Annotated in this window: 14 protein-coding genes and 1 pseudogene; 7 read left to right on the forward strand and 8 right to left on the reverse strand. The window is 61.9% G+C overall.

All coding sequences use genetic code 11. The features are described 5' to 3' along the window. Positions 1 to 20: 20 nt before the first annotated feature. Together OIS50_RS18985 and OIS50_RS18990 are read right to left on the reverse strand one after the other, a co-directional pair. On the reverse strand, positions 21 to 428 hold the full coding sequence (locus tag OIS50_RS18985; RefSeq protein ID WP_264692215.1) for an EVE domain-containing protein: 408 nt from the start codon (positions 426 to 428) through the stop codon (positions 21 to 23). A gap of 151 nt (positions 429 to 579) precedes the next feature. Continuing rightward, the gene (locus OIS50_RS18990) at positions 580 to 975 is read right to left on the reverse strand and encodes a hypothetical protein (RefSeq protein ID WP_264692216.1); all 396 of its coding nucleotides are present in this window, start codon (positions 973 to 975) and stop codon (positions 580 to 582) included. Between the two features lie 98 nt (positions 976 to 1073). On the opposite strand from OIS50_RS18990, the gene polX reads away from it, so the two are divergent. The 5 genes and pseudogenes from polX (at position 1074) to OIS50_RS19015 (ending at position 6583) form a co-directional block, all read left to right on the forward strand. Continuing rightward, complete coding sequence (gene polX / locus OIS50_RS18995) at positions 1074 to 2846, forward strand: DNA polymerase/3'-5' exonuclease PolX (RefSeq protein ID WP_264692217.1); 1773 nt, start codon at positions 1074 to 1076, stop codon at positions 2844 to 2846. A 165-nt stretch (positions 2847 to 3011) separates the two neighbouring features. After that, positions 3012 to 4079: a glycosyltransferase family 9 protein gene (locus OIS50_RS19000; RefSeq protein ID WP_264692218.1), complete on the forward strand. Its 1068-nt coding sequence runs from the start codon at positions 3012 to 3014 to the stop codon at positions 4077 to 4079. 139 nt (positions 4080 to 4218) lie between these two features. Then, positions 4219 to 4704, forward strand: coding sequence for an OsmC family protein (locus OIS50_RS19005; RefSeq protein WP_264692219.1), 486 nt, complete (start codon positions 4219 to 4221; stop codon positions 4702 to 4704). Between the two features lie 208 nt (positions 4705 to 4912). Further along, positions 4913 to 5693: pseudogene (locus OIS50_RS19010) on the forward strand (IS5 family transposase). Positions 5694 to 6058: 365 nt separating this feature from the next. Continuing rightward, positions 6059 to 6583 (forward strand): GNAT family N-acetyltransferase, encoded by a 525-nt coding sequence (locus OIS50_RS19015; RefSeq protein WP_264692221.1) that lies wholly within the window; start codon positions 6059 to 6061, stop codon positions 6581 to 6583. An 84-nt stretch (positions 6584 to 6667) separates the two neighbouring features. Here OIS50_RS19015 and serS read toward each other — a convergent pair whose 3' ends face one another. Then, the gene (serS, locus tag OIS50_RS19020) at positions 6668 to 7945 is read right to left on the reverse strand and encodes a serine--tRNA ligase (RefSeq protein ID WP_264692222.1); all 1278 of its coding nucleotides are present in this window, start codon (positions 7943 to 7945) and stop codon (positions 6668 to 6670) included. Between the two features lie 427 nt (positions 7946 to 8372). Between serS and rho the strand changes: the two genes are divergently transcribed. After that, positions 8373 to 10505 (forward strand): transcription termination factor Rho, encoded by a 2133-nt coding sequence (gene rho, locus OIS50_RS19025; RefSeq protein WP_264692223.1) that lies wholly within the window; start codon positions 8373 to 8375, stop codon positions 10503 to 10505. A gap of 77 nt (positions 10506 to 10582) precedes the next feature. On the opposite strand, the gene OIS50_RS19030 is transcribed toward rho, so the two are convergent. After that, positions 10583 to 11806 carry a T9SS type A sorting domain-containing protein gene (locus OIS50_RS19030; protein ID WP_264692224.1) on the reverse strand — a complete coding sequence of 408 codons (1224 nt, stop codon included), beginning with the start codon at positions 11804 to 11806 and terminating at the stop codon, positions 10583 to 10585. Positions 11807 to 12115: 309 nt separating this feature from the next. On the opposite strand from OIS50_RS19030, the gene OIS50_RS19035 reads away from it, so the two are divergent. Then, on the forward strand, positions 12116 to 12778 hold the full coding sequence (locus OIS50_RS19035; RefSeq protein WP_264692225.1) for a DsbA family protein: 663 nt from the start codon (positions 12116 to 12118) through the stop codon (positions 12776 to 12778). Positions 12779 to 12854: 76 nt separating this feature from the next. Here OIS50_RS19035 and OIS50_RS19040 read toward each other — a convergent pair whose 3' ends face one another. The 4 genes from OIS50_RS19040 to OIS50_RS19055 all read right to left on the reverse strand — a co-directional run bounded on the left by OIS50_RS19040 (position 12855) and on the right by OIS50_RS19055 (position 15860). Further along, positions 12855 to 13466, reverse strand: a complete 612-nt coding sequence (locus OIS50_RS19040) for a hypothetical protein (protein WP_264692226.1) — start codon at positions 13464 to 13466, stop codon at positions 12855 to 12857. Positions 13467 to 13533: 67 nt separating this feature from the next. Continuing rightward, on the reverse strand, positions 13534 to 14421 hold the full coding sequence (locus tag OIS50_RS19045; RefSeq protein WP_264692227.1) for a UbiA family prenyltransferase: 888 nt from the start codon (positions 14419 to 14421) through the stop codon (positions 13534 to 13536). 123 nt (positions 14422 to 14544) lie between these two features. Continuing rightward, positions 14545 to 15363 (reverse strand): class I SAM-dependent methyltransferase, encoded by an 819-nt coding sequence (locus OIS50_RS19050; protein WP_264692228.1) that lies wholly within the window; start codon positions 15361 to 15363, stop codon positions 14545 to 14547. Continuing rightward, positions 15360 to 15860 carry a hypothetical protein gene (locus OIS50_RS19055; protein WP_264692229.1) on the reverse strand — a complete coding sequence of 167 codons (501 nt, stop codon included), beginning with the start codon at positions 15858 to 15860 and terminating at the stop codon, positions 15360 to 15362. The genes OIS50_RS19050 and OIS50_RS19055 overlap by 4 nt, the downstream gene beginning before the upstream one ends. Positions 15861 to 15923: the final 63 nt, after the last annotated feature.

The following is a 15923-nucleotide window of genomic DNA, read 5'->3' on the forward strand; positions in this document are numbered from 1 at the left end:
AACACATACCCCTAGGTGGGTTAGTGCCCCAACTCCAGCAGTACGTCGAACTCGGCAGGTTGCAAGGGCATTACGGATAAACGCGATTGGCGGAGCAGGCTGATTTGCTGCAGGCGCGCATCGGCCTTGATGGCGGCTAAGGATACGGTGCGGGGCAGGCGTTGGTGCGGGCGCAGATCCACGGCTACCCACGGCGTGTTGGGCTCGGCGGTGCGGTCGGGGTAGGCGGCGCGGGCTACTTCGGCCACGCCCACTACTTCTTTGTCGGTAACGCTGTGGTACACGAGCACCAGGTCGCCGGGCTGCATTTGGGTTAAAAAGTTGCGGGCCTGGTGGTTGCGCACGCCGGTCCAGTCGGTTTGGCCGTCGCGCTCCAGGTCGGAAAAGCTATACGCCGAGGGTTCGGATTTAACAAGCCAGTAGTTCAAAGCAGGTGAAAGGAAAAAGGTGACAAGTAACACGCTGCAGGAAACCAGAGCGTGCCAGTCAAAAGTAGCACGAGCCGGGCAACCCGGCCTAGCAAAATCAGTTTCGCCCTGTCACCTGTCACCTGTCACCTGTCACCTGTCACCTGTCACCTTATTTCCTCCTCACTTTCAGCACCTCGTTTTCGAGCGACACGATTTCGAGCTCGTAGTCGGGGTCTTTTTTGTCTTCGAGGCTGATGCGCAGCGTGTTGTCGTTTACGGGCGTCCAGGTGCCTTTGCGGCCCTCAATGCCGTCGGTAGGGGCAATGTCGTACTGCGTAAACAGGCCGTTTTGCTCGAAGGCAAAGCCCGTGCGGCCGCGCGACGGCGGAAAGTTGTAGGTGTTGGGGCGGTACACGCGTACGTCGCCTTGGTCTTCTTCGTGGGCATGCAGCCAGGTGCGGTAGAGCATTTTCAGCTTAAGCTCGGCGGCGCCGGCCGAGTCGTTGCGGCAGGTGCTGGAGAGTAGCAGCACGCACAGGGAAAGAAGCAGGGCAGAGAGTCGCATAGCGGCTAACATACGTAACCTGGGTGGCTTTTGCCGTAAGCTACCTACGCGGGCCAGCGGTTTTGCGTATAGCTTTACTGCTTCAAACGATACTTGCCTTGGAAAACCGCGCCCTCATTCGCGCCTTTCGGCTGATGGCCCAGCTGCTGGAGCTGCACGACGAAAACCCCTTTAAGGTGCGCGCCTACGAAAGCGCCGCCGCTGCCCTGGAGCGCCTCGAGCAGCCCCTGGCCTCGCTCGACCCAAGCGAGTTTACCACCGTGGCGGGCCTGGGTAAAGGTGCCGCTGTGGCGGCGCAGGAGCTGTTGCGCACCGGCACCTTCCCCGAGCTGGCGCGCCTGCAGGCCGCCACACCGCCCGGCGTTATCAGCATGCTGAGCATCAAAGGCTTCGGGCCGAAAAAAATCCGGGTGCTGTGGCGCGAGCTGGGCGTCGAAACCATTGATGCCCTGCGCGAAGCCGCCGAGCAAAACCGCGTGGCTGCGCTCAAAGGCTTTGGGGCCAAAACCCAGGATGCCATTTTGCAGGCGTTGGAGTTTACGGCCCAAAGCCAGGGCAAGCTGCTCATCAGCCAGGGCCAGGCCCTAGGTGCCCAGCTGGTGGCGCTGCTGCAGGAGGCCGTGCGCACCGAGCAAGTAGCCGTGGCCGGCGAGGTGCGCCGCGCCCTGCCGGTGGTTGAAACCGTGCGGGTAGTGGTGGGCACCAACCAGGCCTGGGCCGTGCACGAGGCCCTAGGTGCCGTGGAGGGCTTAGCGGCCGATGAGGCCAACTCGGGCCCGTTTGTGTGGCGCGGCACGGCGCAGGAGTCGGGCGTGAAGGTGGAGGTGCAGATTGCTACCCCCGAGAATTACACCAACTGCCTGTTTCTGCAAACTGGCTCCGATGCTCACCTCACGGCGCCCCTAGGTGCCAAAGCACCGGCGGCCACGCTGCGCCAGCTGGTGCGCCAAACCAAGTTTTTTAGCGAAGCGGCCATTTACGAAAAGGCTGGCCTGCAGTACATCGAGCCCGAAATGCGCGAAGGCGCCGGCGAGATTGAAGAGGCCGCCGCGCACAAGCTGCCCACGCTGCTCACCGAGGCCGATTTGCGCGGCTCTTTGCACAACCACAGCACCTACTCCGACGGCGCCCACTCCTTGCGCCAGATGGCCGAGTTCCTGCGCGACAACGGCTACCAGTACCTCGGCATCTGCGACCATTCGCGCGCCGCGCACTACGCCAACGGCCTCAGCATCGAGCGGGTGGAGCAGCAGCACCAGGAGATTGAGCGCCTCAACCGCGAGCTGGCGCCCTTCCGCATCTTTAAAGGCATCGAGTCGGACATCCTGTCCGATGGCTCGCTCGATTACCCCGACGACGTGCTGGCTTCCTTCGACTTTGTGGTGGCCTCGGTGCACTCGGGGCTGAAGATGGACAAGGAGCGCGCCACCGAGCGCCTGCTGCGCGCCATTGCCAACCCGTACTGCACCATGCTGGGCCACCCCACGGGCCGCCTGCTGCTGCGCCGCGAAGGCTACCCGCTCGATTACGAAGCCATCATCGACGCCTGCGCCGAGCACAACGTGGCCATCGAAATCAACTCCAACCCCTGGCGCCTCGACCTCGACTGGCACTGGGTGCGCTACGCCCTAGGTAAAGGTGTGCGCCTGAGCATCAACCCCGATGCCCACCACACCGATGGCTACGCCGACATGCAATACGGCGTGCAGCAGGGCCGCAAGGGCGGCCTCACGGCGGCCATGACGCTGAATGCCCTGACGGTAGACGAGCTGGCCGCCTATTTCGAGCAGCGCCGCGCGCAGGCCGTTAAGTTTTCAAGCCCCAAACCCGCCGCCCGGAAACCTGCCGACTTCGGCCCGCTGTTCGGCTAAGTAGCGCCGAGTAGCACTCGGCGCTGGCGCTGCGGGCGCCAATTTGGGGCCGCGCCGTGTGGCTTGAATTGCGCAGCCCCGCATGGTCGGCTTTGCCGCCCGCGCCGAGTAGCACTCAGCGCTACGCGCGGGCGGCTACTTACCAACTCCATTAATTATCCGGCAGTGAAGATTTTAGTCCTGCGCTTTTCCTCCATCGGCGACATTGTGCTGACCACGCCCGTGGTGCGCTGCCTGAAGCAGCAAGTGCCCGGGGCGCAGGTGCATTACTGCACCAAACCCGCGTACCGGGGCATGCTCGAGGCCAACCCCTACGTGGATAAAGTGCATTGCCTTACCGGCTCGCTCCGGGAGCTGGTGCGCGAGCTGCAGCAGGAGCAGTTCGATTTCATCGTCGATCTGCACAACAACCTGCGCACCTTCCTGATTAAGCTGCAGCTGGGCCGGCCGAGCGCCAGCTTCAACAAGCTCAACTTCCGGAAGTGGCTGCGCGTGAACCTGAAGTGGGATGTGCTGCCGCGCGTGCACATTGTGCAGCGCTACCTAGGGGCCGCCGCGCCCTTGGGCGTGCACGACGATGGCTGCGGCCTCGACTATTTCATTCCGGCCGATCAGCGCGTTGATGTGGAGCAAACCCTGCCCGCCGATTTCCACAACGGTTACGTAGCGTTTGCTATTGGTGCCCAGCACGCCACCAAGCGCCTGCCCGTGGAGCGCATCATTGAGCTGTGCGGCCAACTGCGCCGCCCCGTGGTGCTCCTGGGTGGCCCCGAAGACGAAAGCACCGGGCACGTGGTAGAGCTGCACTTCGAGCAGCACCCGCCCGGGGAGCAGGCCCAGGCACTGCCGCGCAGCATTCCGGCGTCGCCTTACTACTTCGATAAAACCGCCTTGCCGCCTTCGCGCACCAGCATTTACAATGCCTGCGGCCGGTTTTCGCTGCACCAGTCGGCTTCGTTGCTGAAGCAGGCGCAGCTCGTAATCAGCCACGATACCGGCCTGATGCACATTGCCGCCGCTTTCCGGAAGGAGATTTTCAGCGTGTGGGGCAATACCGTGCCCGAGTTTGGCATGTACCCCTACCGCACCGAGTTTAAGGTGCTGGAAGTGGAAGGGCTGGCTTGCCGGCCGTGCTCCAAAATCGGGTACGAAAAGTGCCCGCAAGGCCATTTTCGCTGCATGCGCGACATCCGGTTCGATTTGGACCTGCCACCCGCGCGCGACGCCCGTTAAGCTTTAGCCGCAGAGTCAAAGCCCACCCAGGTAGCCTGGGTGGGCTTTTTTGTGCCGGGTGGCAGCAGGTTTGTCGCTGGCAACGTAGTTAGGCAAGCAACGCCTCGCCCAAACGTGTTGCCCAACCCGTTGCCGCATAATGACTGAAACCACACCCGCTACCAACCAACCGCAGCCCACCGACCACACCGTGCTGGTGCGCGTAGGCGCCGATGCGCTGCTTGCCGATGTACAAGCCGGTCGCCATACCTTCATCATCGACGAGCCCGTAGCCATTGGCGGCCACGACCGCGGCCCCACGCCCTACGATATGCTGCTTTCGGCCCTGGGCGCCTGCACTGCCATTACGCTGCGCCTGTATGCCAACCAAAAGCAGTGGCCGCTCGAAGCCGTAGAGGTGCGCCTTTCGCACGGGCGCGTGCACAAGCTCGATTGCGAACAATGCGAACAGGAGGCCGGCGGAATGCTGGAGGTGGTACGCAAGGAGTTGCGCCTGCTGGGCCCTTTAACCGCCGAGCAACGCCAGCGACTGGAGGCAATTTCGGCCAAGTGCCCCGTGCAGAAAACCCTCGGCAAAAGCATGCGCATCGAAACCACCCTGGTGCCGGCCGACGCTTGGGTGTAGCCCTAGGTAAGCTGCCGGACAAAGCCGCAGAGGAGCAGCTATTGAATTATCGGGGCAGCAGTTTCCTGCTTAAGCCGCGCTTATACGAGCGCCCTTGGAAATTTCCGCGCCTATGCACCTAAGCACAAAACGGTAGCCATTCTGTCGGCTAGGCGGTGTTCTCAATTAACCAGCGGGCAAGGATGCCGTAGCAGGTTAATTTGAGGCTATGAACGCAGACCGCACCTTGTTGAGTGATGCCGAGTGGGCCCTGTTGGCCCCGTTGCTGCCGGGCCGGGTGGGCACGCGCGGGGTGACAGCCGCGGACAACCGGCGCTTCGTGGAGGCCGTGCTTTGGGTAGGCCGCACCGGGCTGCCCTGGCGCGATTTGCCGCCGCACCTGGGCCAGTGGCACCGGGTGTTCGTGCGCTTCGCGCGCTGGCGGCAGGGCGGCGTGTGGGCGCGGGTCTTGGCCACCTTGCAAGCCCGGGGCCGCGCCGTGGCCAGCCCGCGCAGCCGGCAGGTGCAAGTGGACTCGACCACGGTGCGGGCGCACCAGCACGCGGCCGGAGCGCGCAAAAAACGGCCCGCAGGCGCTGGGGCGTAGCCGCGGCGGCTTCTCCACCAAGCTGCATTTGGCCGGCGACGCCGGCGGCTACCCGCTGGGCTTCGTCCTGACGGCCGGCCAGGCCGGCGACGCGCCGCAAGCCGCCGCCCTGCTGGCCCCGCACCTGGCGCCGGGCCGCCTCGTGCTGGCCGACGCGGCCTACGACGCCGACGCGCTGCGCGCCCAAATCAGCACTTCCGGCGCCGTAGCCGTGATTCCGCCCACGCCCAACCGCCGTCAGCCCCCGCCGCTGGACCGCGCCGCCTACCGCGACCGAAACCAAATCGAGCGCCTTGTCAACCGCCTTAAGCAGCACCGCCGCATCGCCACCCGCTACGACAAACGCGCCGACAGCTACCTCGCCTTTGTCTACGCCAGAGCCATGTTGATGTGGCTTAAATGAGAACACGGCCTAGCGCAACCATGCAGCTACGCCCCAACGAGGCAAAGTACATAAGCGCCGACAACACCGCGATATAGAGCAGAAAGGTGGCGTTGGTTTTCAAGGTGAAATTTACTCGTGCTTACTGCGCCGCAGCCAGCAGTGCGGCCACACCGTGGAGTTTCAGGATGTAACGCAAACCAACGCGTTGCTGGCTAAGCAAAGCATCAACTAAGCAGCGGCCGTGTTGCTGTTAGCCGTACCCAAAGTAAGCAGCGCTGCAACAGCAACAATGCTAAGCGAAACGCCTTCTAGGGCTTGTAGAGCGGGGTTTTTACGGCACCTTTGCGGCGCATTTTCGCAGGCCCATTGTGGGCAACACATTTATGCCGATTACCTCCATTGCTTTCGCGGAGCTGCCCGCCGCTATGCAAACCACCCTAGGGCAACTGGCACACGCCGAGTTCGGGCACGTGCCTATTGTGCAACAGTACCAGTGGGCCACGCCCGATTGGTCGATGCTGTTGCACGACGACCAAGGCCAGCTGCTGGCCTTCTACAACCTGGTGCTGCGCACCGCCACCTTCGATGGGCACCCCGTGCGGTTAGCGGGCCTCAACAACGTAATTACGCCGCCCGCTTTTCGCGGCCGTGGCTTTGCCAAGCAACTGCTGCTGGCCACCGAGCCGCAGTGGTGGGAGCCGCTGGGCGCTCAACACGGTCTGCTGGTGTGCGCCGATCACATGCTGCCGTATTACCGCAAGCTGGGCTGGTACTCAGTTGAGGCCGCTCTGTACTTCAGCCAGCCCGATGGGCAGCGCCACCGCTTCGAGTCGAACGTGATGCTGCGCAGCCCCAGTGCCCTGCAAGTGAATCCCGCCGAAATCGACCTAGGCGGTTTGCCCTGGTAGTTGGCAGGCATAACCACCCGTCAACAAAAAAGCCCGGCTGCCACTGGCAGCCGGGCTTTTTGTTGACCTAGGACGGGTGCTGGTTTAGCCCAACTGCCCGAAGCCGCAGTAGCGGTGCAGCACCTCGGGCAGGCGAATGGTGCCGTCGGCTTGCTGGTTGTTCTCGAGCAACGCGGCCACGATGCGCGGCAGGGCCAAGGCCGAGCCGTTGAGCGTGTGCAGCAGCTGCGTTTTGTTGTTTTCGTCGCGGTAACGCAGCTTCAGGCGGTTGGCCTGGTAGGTTTCGAAGTTCGAGCACGACGATACCTCCAGCCAGCGCTGCTGTGCCGCCGACCACACCTCCAGGTCGTAGGTAAGGGCCGAAGTGAAGCCCATGTCACCGCCGCACAGGCGCAGCACGCGGTAGGGCAGCTCCAGCTTCTGCAGCAGCTGCTCGATGTGACCCAGCATGCGCTCCAGCGTTTGGTAAGAGCGCTCCGGCAGGTCGATTTCCACAATCTCAACCTTATCGAACTGGTGCAGGCGGTTGAGGCCGCGCACGTGCGCGCCCCACGAGCCCGCCTCGCGGCGGAAGCAGGGCGTGTAGCCGGCGTTGCGGATCGGCAGGCGCTCCGCCGCGATGATTTCGTCGCGGTAGAGGTTGGTGATGGGCACCTCCGCCGTCGGAATCAGGTACAGGTCGTCGGCGGTGGCGTGGTACATCTGGCCCTCCTTGTCGGGCAGTTGGCCCGTGCCGTAGCCCGAAGCCTCGTTGATGAGGATGGGCGGCTGCATTTCAGTGTAGCCTGCGGCCATGGCTTCATCCAGGAAGAAGTTGATGAGTGCACGCTGCAGGCGGGCGCCCTGGCCTTTGTACACCGGGAAACCGGCGCCCGTAATCTTATTGCCCAGCTCAAAATCGATGATGTCGAGCTTCTTGATCAAATCCCAGTGGGGGAGGGCGGTGCCGGGCAGCTCGGGTTTGTTGCCTACTTCGCGCACCACCTCGTTGTCGTCGGCCGAGCGGCCGGCCGGCACGCTCGCGTGCGGCACGTTCGGAATGCGGTACAGCGCGTCCTGCAGCTCCTTCTCCACGCCGGTTAGCTCCTCGGCGGCCGATTTGGTTTGTTGCTTCAGGGCAGCGGTGCGGCTTTTCAGCTCCTCGGCCCCGGCTTTGTCGCCGCCCTTCATCAGCGCGCCGATTTGCTGGGCCAGCTTGTTGGCTTCGGCCTGCGCGGCGTCGTGCTCGGTTTGCAGCTGGCGGCGGCGCTGATCCAGCTCCAGCACGCGCTGCAACTCGGCCTCGGCGTTGGGGAAATTCCTTTTGGTGAGCCCGGCCAATACCCGGTCGGTTTGTTCTTTCAGGACGGAAACTTGCAGCATACTTCGGCGACAATACGCGTGGAAACGCGGCAAAAGTAGCGGTTTTCGGCCGCTGCCGGCAGCTCTTTTGTTGGGCTGCTGAGCGCCGGCACCTAAGGAAGAGCCAATCGCAGCCCGTCCGGAACTAAGCCAATCTGCGAAAAGTTAAATTCTCGAGCACGGTTTATAAAATCGATGCATCCTATTGGCCCTTTTGGCCGTATTGCGTAACATTGCGAAAGCAAGCCGGCGTGTGATGCCGGGCCCAGCCCTAGGTGGTTTCCGGCCCGATTGGTTCCAGCGCCCAGAGTCTCCAGCTTTTCTGACATCCTGCCCGCGCTTTTGCGCTGCTTATCTGTAGGGTTTGTGCCGTGGCAGCTCGCCAAAGGGCCGCGGCGGCATTTGCCGGGCATCTCCACCCCGATTTCTCTCCCTCCCGTACCCATTTATGTACACTATTGACGAGCTCAAGGACCGGTTGTTGTCCGAGCTGAAGGAAATAGCCGAATCCCTTAACGTGGGCAATTTCCGCCGCCTGAGCAAGCAGGACCTTATCTACAAGATTCTGGATCAGCAAGCTATAACGCCGCCCGATAAAATGCCCACTAAACGGGCTCCGTTGGCCGAAACCGTTGAGGCCGCTCCAGCCGCGAATGGCGCTGTTGCGCCTGCCGTAGCCGCCCCTGCGGGCCGCCCCGAGCGCCGTGGTGGCCGCAACGCCGCTCCGGCCCCTGCCCCGGTGGTGGCCGAAGCGCCCGTAGCCGAGGCTGCCGGGGCCGAAGCACCCGTTGCTGAGGCCCCGGCTGTTGAGGTATCGGTGGGCAACGGCCGCGCCGCACGCGGCAACCAGCGCGGTGGCCGCGGCCGCCGCAACGACCAGCCGGTAGCTGCTGCCGCCCCCGACGAAGAGGGCAACGCTCCGGCCGCTCCGCTGCCGCCGGTAGAGGCGCCGGCCATTAACGAGCCGGTAATCACCCAGCCGATTCCCGAAATTCAGCAGCCTGCCGAGGCGCCCGCCCCGCGCCCCGCCGAGGAGCAGCCCCGCGAGCAGCGCCCCGTGCGCTTTGTGGTGCCGCAACCCGGCCGCGAGCCGCGCGAAATTCGCCCGGCCGATTACCGCCGCGATGCGCCGCGCCCCAACCGCAACGACCCCCGCGAGCCGCGCCCCGCACCGCAGGGCACGCCCGAGCAGGCACCGCAAGCACCGCGCCCCCTAGGTGAGCAGCCGCGTCCGCTCAACGGGCAGGCCCAGCCGCCGCGCGACGAACGCGACGTGCGCGAACCGCGGGAGCCCCGCGAAATGCGTGATGGCCGCGAGGGGCGCGAACCGCGCGACCGTGACCAGCGCCGCGAAGACCGCTTTAACCGCGAAGGCCGCGAAGGCCGCCAACCGCAGCAAGGCCAGCGCCCTGCTGGCGAGCAGCCCCAGCAGCGCCAGCCGCAGCTGCCCCGCGTCGAATCGTTGGATATTACCATTCCGAGCGAAGGTGCTCTGGAGATGATGCCCGACGGTGGCTATGGCTTCCTTCGTTCGCCGTACTACAATTACCTGGCCTCGCCCGACGACATTTACGTGTCGCCGCAGCAGGTGAAGCAGTACTCGCTGAAAGCAGGCGACACTGTGAAGTGCACCGTGCGCCCGCCCAAAGAAGGCGAAAAGTACTATGCACTGGTAACGGTGGAAAGCGTAAACGGCCGCTCGGTGGAAGACGTGCGCGACCGGATTTCCTTCTCGCACCTTACGCCGCTGTTTGCCGAGGAACGCCTCAAGCTGAGCACTTCGCCTTCGCAGTACAGCACCCGTATTTTGGATTTGTTTGCCCCCATCGGCAAAGGCCAACGCGGCCTGATTGTGGCGCAGCCCAAAGTGGGTAAAACCGTACTGCTGCAGGAAATTGCCAACTCTATTGCCGAGAACCACCCCGAGGTGTACCTGATGATTTTGCTCATCGACGAACGCCCCGAGGAAGTAACCGAGATGCAGCGCACGGTGAAAGCCGAAGTGCTCAGCTCGACCTTCGACGAAACAGCCGACCGCCACGTGAAAATCGCCGGCATGGCTCTCGACAAGGCCAAGCGCCTCGTCGAGTGCGGCCACGATGTCGTAATCCTGCTCGACTCGATTACGCGCCTGGCCCGCGCCTACAACACGGTGCAGCCTTCGTCGAGCCGCATCCTGTCGGGTGGTATCGATGCTGGCGCTCTGCAGAAGCCCAAGCGCTTCTTTGGTGCTGCTCGCAACGTGGAAAACGGCGGTTCGCTCACCATCATTGCCACGGCCCTGACGGACACCGGCTCGAAGATGGATGAAGTAATCTTCGAAGAGTTCAAGGGTACCGGCAACATGGAGCTCCAGCTCGACCGCAAGCTGGCCAACAAGCGCATCTTCCCGGCCATAGACGTGCCGGCTTCGGGCACCCGCCGCGAAGACCTGCTGATGGGCAAGGAAGAGCTCAGCCGCGTGTGGGTTCTGCGCAAGTTCATGTCCGACATGACCTCGACCGAGGCCATGGAGTTCCTGAAGGACCGCATGAAAGGCACCCGCGACAACATGGAGTTCTTGGTGTCGATGAACGGCTAAACATCGTTCATCAAGCCCAACAAAAAAGCCCCGCCGTGCTGGCGGGGCTTTTTTGTTGGGCCTTAACCTAGGGCAGGTTAGTCCTGCTTGAAGAACTTCTGCACTGAACGCTGACCACCGGTGCTGACTTCGAAGAAGTACACGCCGGCGCGCAGCGAGGAAACATCAACCGACGAGCTGGCCTGAGCCGAACCTTTCTTCATCAGCTGGCCTACCGAGTTCACGATGCGCCACTGCAGCTCGCCGCCGGCATACTCAAATCCGAGTTGGCTGGTGGCGGGGTTCGGCGTTAGGTACACCTGCTGGGTGTTGTTACGAACTACCACCACTTGCGAGTAGGTAGCAGTGCCGTCGAAGTCAACCTGGCGCAGGCGGTAGTAGCTGGTGCCGGTTAGCGGCTTTGCATCGGTAGCGGTGTAGCTAGAGGCAGTGGTAGTGTTGCCCTTGCCGCGTACCGTTGCAACCAGGGCGAACTGGCTGCCATCGGCGCTGCGCTCAACTTCGAAACGGTCGTTGTTTTTTTCTTGTGCGGTGGCCCAAGAGAGCAACACCCGATTGGTTTGGCGAGTACCCGAAAATGAAGTCAGCTCTACTGGCAAAGTCAAACTGCTGGTAGCAATAAAATCATCAATAGCCCAAATTTCGTTGTTTTCGTTGTTAAATGTAGTAATACGAATAATTACGTCAGCAAAACCGTTGACCGGAATACCCGTAATTGATACTCGGACTGTAGCAAAGCCCGTAGTTGTTTGGTCTTGCGGCGCCACAAATTCCGTGGCGGTAGTAGGAGGGGCTGTTACGTTGAAAGTAGTTGCTGCAATCCCGGTGGCATCGTAGTTCCAGGCCGATTCGGCTGGCTGCCCGTTATTTCGTGCTAGGCCACCTGTCACCTGCAATACCGGGGCAAATGAACTCCCGTTGTTGGTACTGATTTCAACCAGAACGTAATCACCACGGTCTAGGCCTTGGTTAGGTTGGGTAGCCAGCGCAGCCAAACGGAATTCAAACGCGTTACCTGTAGCATTGCCCCGGTAACGCAAATTTTGAAAAGTAAGTTGTTGGGTTAGCGGTTGCCCGCTTGTGTTGAGAGCTGCCCAAGCGCTACTGCCGGAGCGGTGGTAAGGAGTGTTGCGGGGAGTGCCATTTTGCGGGGTGGACGTGTTAGTTGCTATCGTAACCCCTACTGAAGTATATGGCAATTCAGTAGTGCTCGATTCAAATCCTTGCGTGGCTTGGGTTTGTGCAAGAGCTGACGAGCCTGTAAGTATAGCTATGCCGAGTATACTCGTAGCAACTTTCATAGCCTTGAATGTGTATAAATGAGACATGTGCAAAAGGTGTAAGGGGTTCATTCAGATCTAAAGTTATTTGAATAATCAAAAAAACATGCACTTTATTTTTATATATAAGGTTCGAGAATTGTATTTTGATGATATGCAACTATATGGAATCTATTTAAATATTGTGTGATATTGTACAAAAACGCGTATGTACTTTCTAAATTTTGATTCACAGAGGTCGAAATCCTAAGTGGTATTAACGCCAAGGCGACGTCTACAGCTATGGAAGCTGATTTTGGGTAAGTTGTTCTAGCCGTTCAACTTTGCACCATGCAACAGAACCAACTGCCCAATACCCAACTCCTTTACATCTTCGACCCGCTTTGCGGCTGGTGCTACGGCATGAGCCCCGTGGTGAAGCGCTTGGCCGAAGAGTACGCCGAACGAGTGCCTTTCACGGCGCTAAGCGGGGGTATGGTGGTGGGAGAGGATGTGGAGCCCATCGGCAAAAGTTGGAGCTACATCAGCCAAGCTCTTGAGCAGGTGGAGCGGGTAACGGGTGTAGAGTTCGGCAACGCTTTCCGCGAGTTGGGCGCAGAAGGCAGCTACATGAACAACTCGGAGCCGCCCAGCCGCGCCCTTATGGCCTTTAAACAGCTCGATCCTTTGAACCGCGAAGTGGCCTTTGCTCACGACATCCAGCATGCCCACTTTGCCGAGGGCCGCGACCTGAACGCCCCGGAAACCTACGAGCAACTGGCCCGGGCCTACAGCCTCGATGCAGCCGAGTTCAGGCGGTGGTGGGAAAGCGACGCCACCCGCGAGGCCACGCGGCACGAGTTTGATATGGTGCGCCAGTTGGGCGTGCAAGGCTTCCCGACGCTGGTGTTGGTACACGGGCATCAAGGCTATGTGCTCACGCGCGGCTACCAACCCTACGAGGATCTTAAAGCTGGCCTGGAGCAGTTGCTAGGCGAGCTAACGCAGCAATAGGCCGCATCACTCCCGACCCCGCCGCGGGCCCTAGGCACCTAGGGCCCGCGGCGGGGTCGGGAGCTAAAAGCGGGGCCTAACCACCAAACGATGCGTAGCGTACCACCTGTTTTTTAAGCGGCGACCAGGCAATGCAACGGCCGTCTTCCTTGCCTACTTTGTATTCGAAGCCGATGGCATTGGGGCGCCGGCGCAGGTCGTTCCAGGTAGCGCGGTCGGTGGTGTTGGGCTGAAACGTATCGTTCGGGCCAACGGCGGGCTGGCGGAAGTTGCGCTCGGCGAAGAACTCATCCATGCGGCGGCGCAGGTACACTTCGCGCTCCTGGCGGGTGGCGCCGAGCGTTTTCATCTCGTACACCATGGCGGCCTCGAGGTCGGCGGAACGCAGCGACTCCCGGAAGATAACGTTGCCATCGGCCGCGGTAATGGTAAAGGTGGCCTCGCTGCTCAGGAGCGAGTCGCCGCGCAGCACCAGCTGAAACAGATCGGGCGCGGCGGGCGACGAAAACAGGTGCCTCACGCGCACTGCCTTCAGGGTGTCGGACTGAGCGTTGGCTGCCGAGGCCGCCGTGGTGTCCATGGGCTCCAGCGCGGGGCTATCGGTGGTGTCGGCCGAGGCCGCGTTGGGCGGTGCAGTGCTGCGGTCGGCGGGGGCAGAGCAGGCTAGTGGCAGTGCAGCCAGGAGCAAAATGGATAACGGACGCGTCAACATACTGGCGCCTACGCACGCTGCCGCGGGCAAGTTGGGCGGGCCGCTAGCGCGGCCAGTGGCGCAGCACCAGCATCAGCACAAACGCCGCGCTCAGGCACACCGACGATACCTGATTCATGCGCATGGTGCGTCGGAAGTCGGCGGCCGCGGGGTTGCGCCACACCTGCCAGGCCCAGCGGCCAAACAGCCCCAGCACCGGCAATGTAGCCACGGCAAATACCGCCAGAAAGTGGGGCTCGTGCCGCCCTAGGTACGCAGCCCCCAACACCAATGCACCGGCCAGCAGACCTAGGGCCGCAAACGCAAACGTGCCCCGTACGCCCAGCAGCAAGCTGAGGGTACGGTCGCCGCGGCGGGCGTCTTCGTGGTGCTGGTACACTTGGGTAAGCGGGTAAGAGCCGCACAAAAACAAGCTGCTCACCAAAGCAATCAGGAGGTTGTCGGGCGCGAAAACCTCGTGCTGCGCAGCGCCCGCCCCAATTTGCGTCATCAGAAACGTGTACGCGCCCTGAAACACCACCACCACGAGGGTACTGATGATGGGGTATTTTTTGAGGCGGATGCGGTCGTAGCTATACGCTTTGGATACCAGCAAATAGCCCGCGAGCAGCAGCGCAAACACCGGCGAAATCAGCAGCGCGCCCAGCACGGCCAGCACGTCGAAAACTACCACCAGATGCCACAGCTCGGGCGTTACCTGCGGCGGGCGCTCCAGGCCGCCAATGCTGCCCTCGTCGCGGTCGAACCAGGAGTTGTAGCCGTTGGAGGCCGGGTAGGCCAGCAAGTGCAGCACCACAAATACACCTAGGGCACGGGCCGCCGAAAAAGGCTCGCGCAAGGTGCTCAGGCCAAACCAGTACACTGGCATCAGGTACACCGAAAACGGAATGCGCATGAGCGGCAGCGCTTTTTTGTAATTGGCAATGCGCAATGAACAAGGAACAATTAGGGGTGGAAAACGAAGTACGGCGGTTAGGAGAAGTGTAGCCTGGGTAAAAGCGGGGAGGTGGTCAGAACGGCAATCGGCGGCAGCCGGTAGCCTGCTGATCTTGATTCATTGCTGATTGATAATTGCGCATTGCTCATTGTCTTGGGGCCAGCCTACGAGGTACGTTACTTCGGGGCCCCAGGCGTGGCGCACTTTGCCGGCTTGCCACTGGTAGCGGCCCTCGGGGTCGGCTTGCTTACCTAGGGCCAGCAGTTGCTCGGGCGTATACATGCGCAGGATGGAAACCACCCCATCCCAGATGGTGCAGAGCGGGATAAGCGGTATCAGGTAAGTAAATAGCAAGCGGCTGGCGCTAAACGGGCGAATGAAAGGAGTGATGAGCAGCTGCGCTACGGGCAGCACGGTAAGGGCCAGCAAAATTTCCCACCAATGCTTGCCGGCGCCCTCAAACACCCCAATGCCGGTTTGGGCCCGCACGGCATCGCGCAGCAAGCCCTGACCCATGGCGGGGCTGAAGTGGTGAAAGGCCGAAAATACCGCCCGGAAGCCCGCTAGCTGTGGCGGCACCCGTAGGGCGTTGGTTGGCGCGGGCTCGTAGCCGATGGCCCCGCCGGTTTGCTCGCCGATGTGCTGCCACGCGGCGGGTTGCGGGTACAGGTCGGTGAGGGTGATGCGCACGTCGGGCAGGTTTTCGGCGCGCAATGCCTGCAGCACGTCCTCGGTGCCGCCACCGGCGCCGGCGCACAGCTCCAGCACGTGCTGCTGGTTGGTGCGGCGCAGGCCCTCGGCCAGCAGCGGCGCAATGGGGCGGTAGGTGTGCAGGTGGGTAATCATGAAGCGCAGGTAGTCCATCATGCCTGCCCGCACCACGGCCGGAAACCACGGCTGGTCTTCGAATTCGAATAATTGCAGGCGAAGCTTCATGCAGATTCGGGTTGTGAGCCCGTGGCGGGCTTGGCCACAATAAGGGTAGCCACCGCGGGGCCGATAAGCCATGGAAGGGCAGCCAGCGCAAAAACTGGCAGCAGTAGCCCGGCCTCGTGCAACCATAGCCCTCCCGAAAAAGCGCGGATGCGGAGCAGCGCCCTTGTTAGCAGACACGCCACGTAGGCCAGAGTGGCGTAACGCACAAACCAATCGGCCTGCCCGAGCAGCAACTGGCCCAGGGGGCGCTGCCCTAGGTGGTATTCCTCGAAAAGAGCGCGGCTCTGCGAGTAGCGTAGCAGCGCAAACAGCGCGGCTACCGCCGTGCAAAGAAGTGTAGTCACGAGCGCCGCCGACATATTCGAGGTATCTGGTCGCGGGCCGATGGCGGCCGTTAGCATTACAAGCGCGATGAGTGCCAGCAAAGCCCCGGCGGTAATGGTAATGTAGGCGTGCCGCGCGGCTTGGGCAGCGGCGGTGGAGTAGGGGTTGGGCATGGCTGAGTTCAATACGAACCGAAGCGGATTACGAATGCGCGACAGAGAAAAAATCAGGGCCAA

It is taken from the genome of Hymenobacter sp. YIM 151858-1 (assembly GCF_025979705.1).
Classification (GTDB): Bacteria; Bacteroidota; Bacteroidia; order Cytophagales; family Hymenobacteraceae; genus Solirubrum.

Coding starts and splice junctions, on each gene's coding strand:
- OIS50_RS18990 (WP_264692216.1), bottom strand. CDS start 975: ATGCGACTCTCTGCCCTGCTTCTTTCCCTGTGCGTGCTGCTACTCTCC.
- OIS50_RS19005 (WP_264692219.1), top strand. CDS start 4,219: ATGACTGAAACCACACCCGCTACCAACCAACCGCAGCCCACCGACCAC.
- OIS50_RS19015 (WP_264692221.1), top strand. CDS start 6,059: ATGCCGATTACCTCCATTGCTTTCGCGGAGCTGCCCGCCGCTATGCAA.
- serS (WP_264692222.1), bottom strand. CDS start 7,945: ATGCTGCAAGTTTCCGTCCTGAAAGAACAAACCGACCGGGTATTGGCC.
- rho (WP_264692223.1), top strand. CDS start 8,373: ATGTACACTATTGACGAGCTCAAGGACCGGTTGTTGTCCGAGCTGAAG.
- OIS50_RS19030 (WP_264692224.1), bottom strand. CDS start 11,806: ATGAAAGTTGCTACGAGTATACTCGGCATAGCTATACTTACAGGCTCG.
- OIS50_RS19035 (WP_264692225.1), top strand. CDS start 12,116: ATGCAACAGAACCAACTGCCCAATACCCAACTCCTTTACATCTTCGAC.
- OIS50_RS19050 (WP_264692228.1), bottom strand. CDS start 15,363: ATGAAGCTTCGCCTGCAATTATTCGAATTCGAAGACCAGCCGTGGTTT.
- OIS50_RS19055 (WP_264692229.1), bottom strand. CDS start 15,860: ATGCCCAACCCCTACTCCACCGCCGCTGCCCAAGCCGCGCGGCACGCC.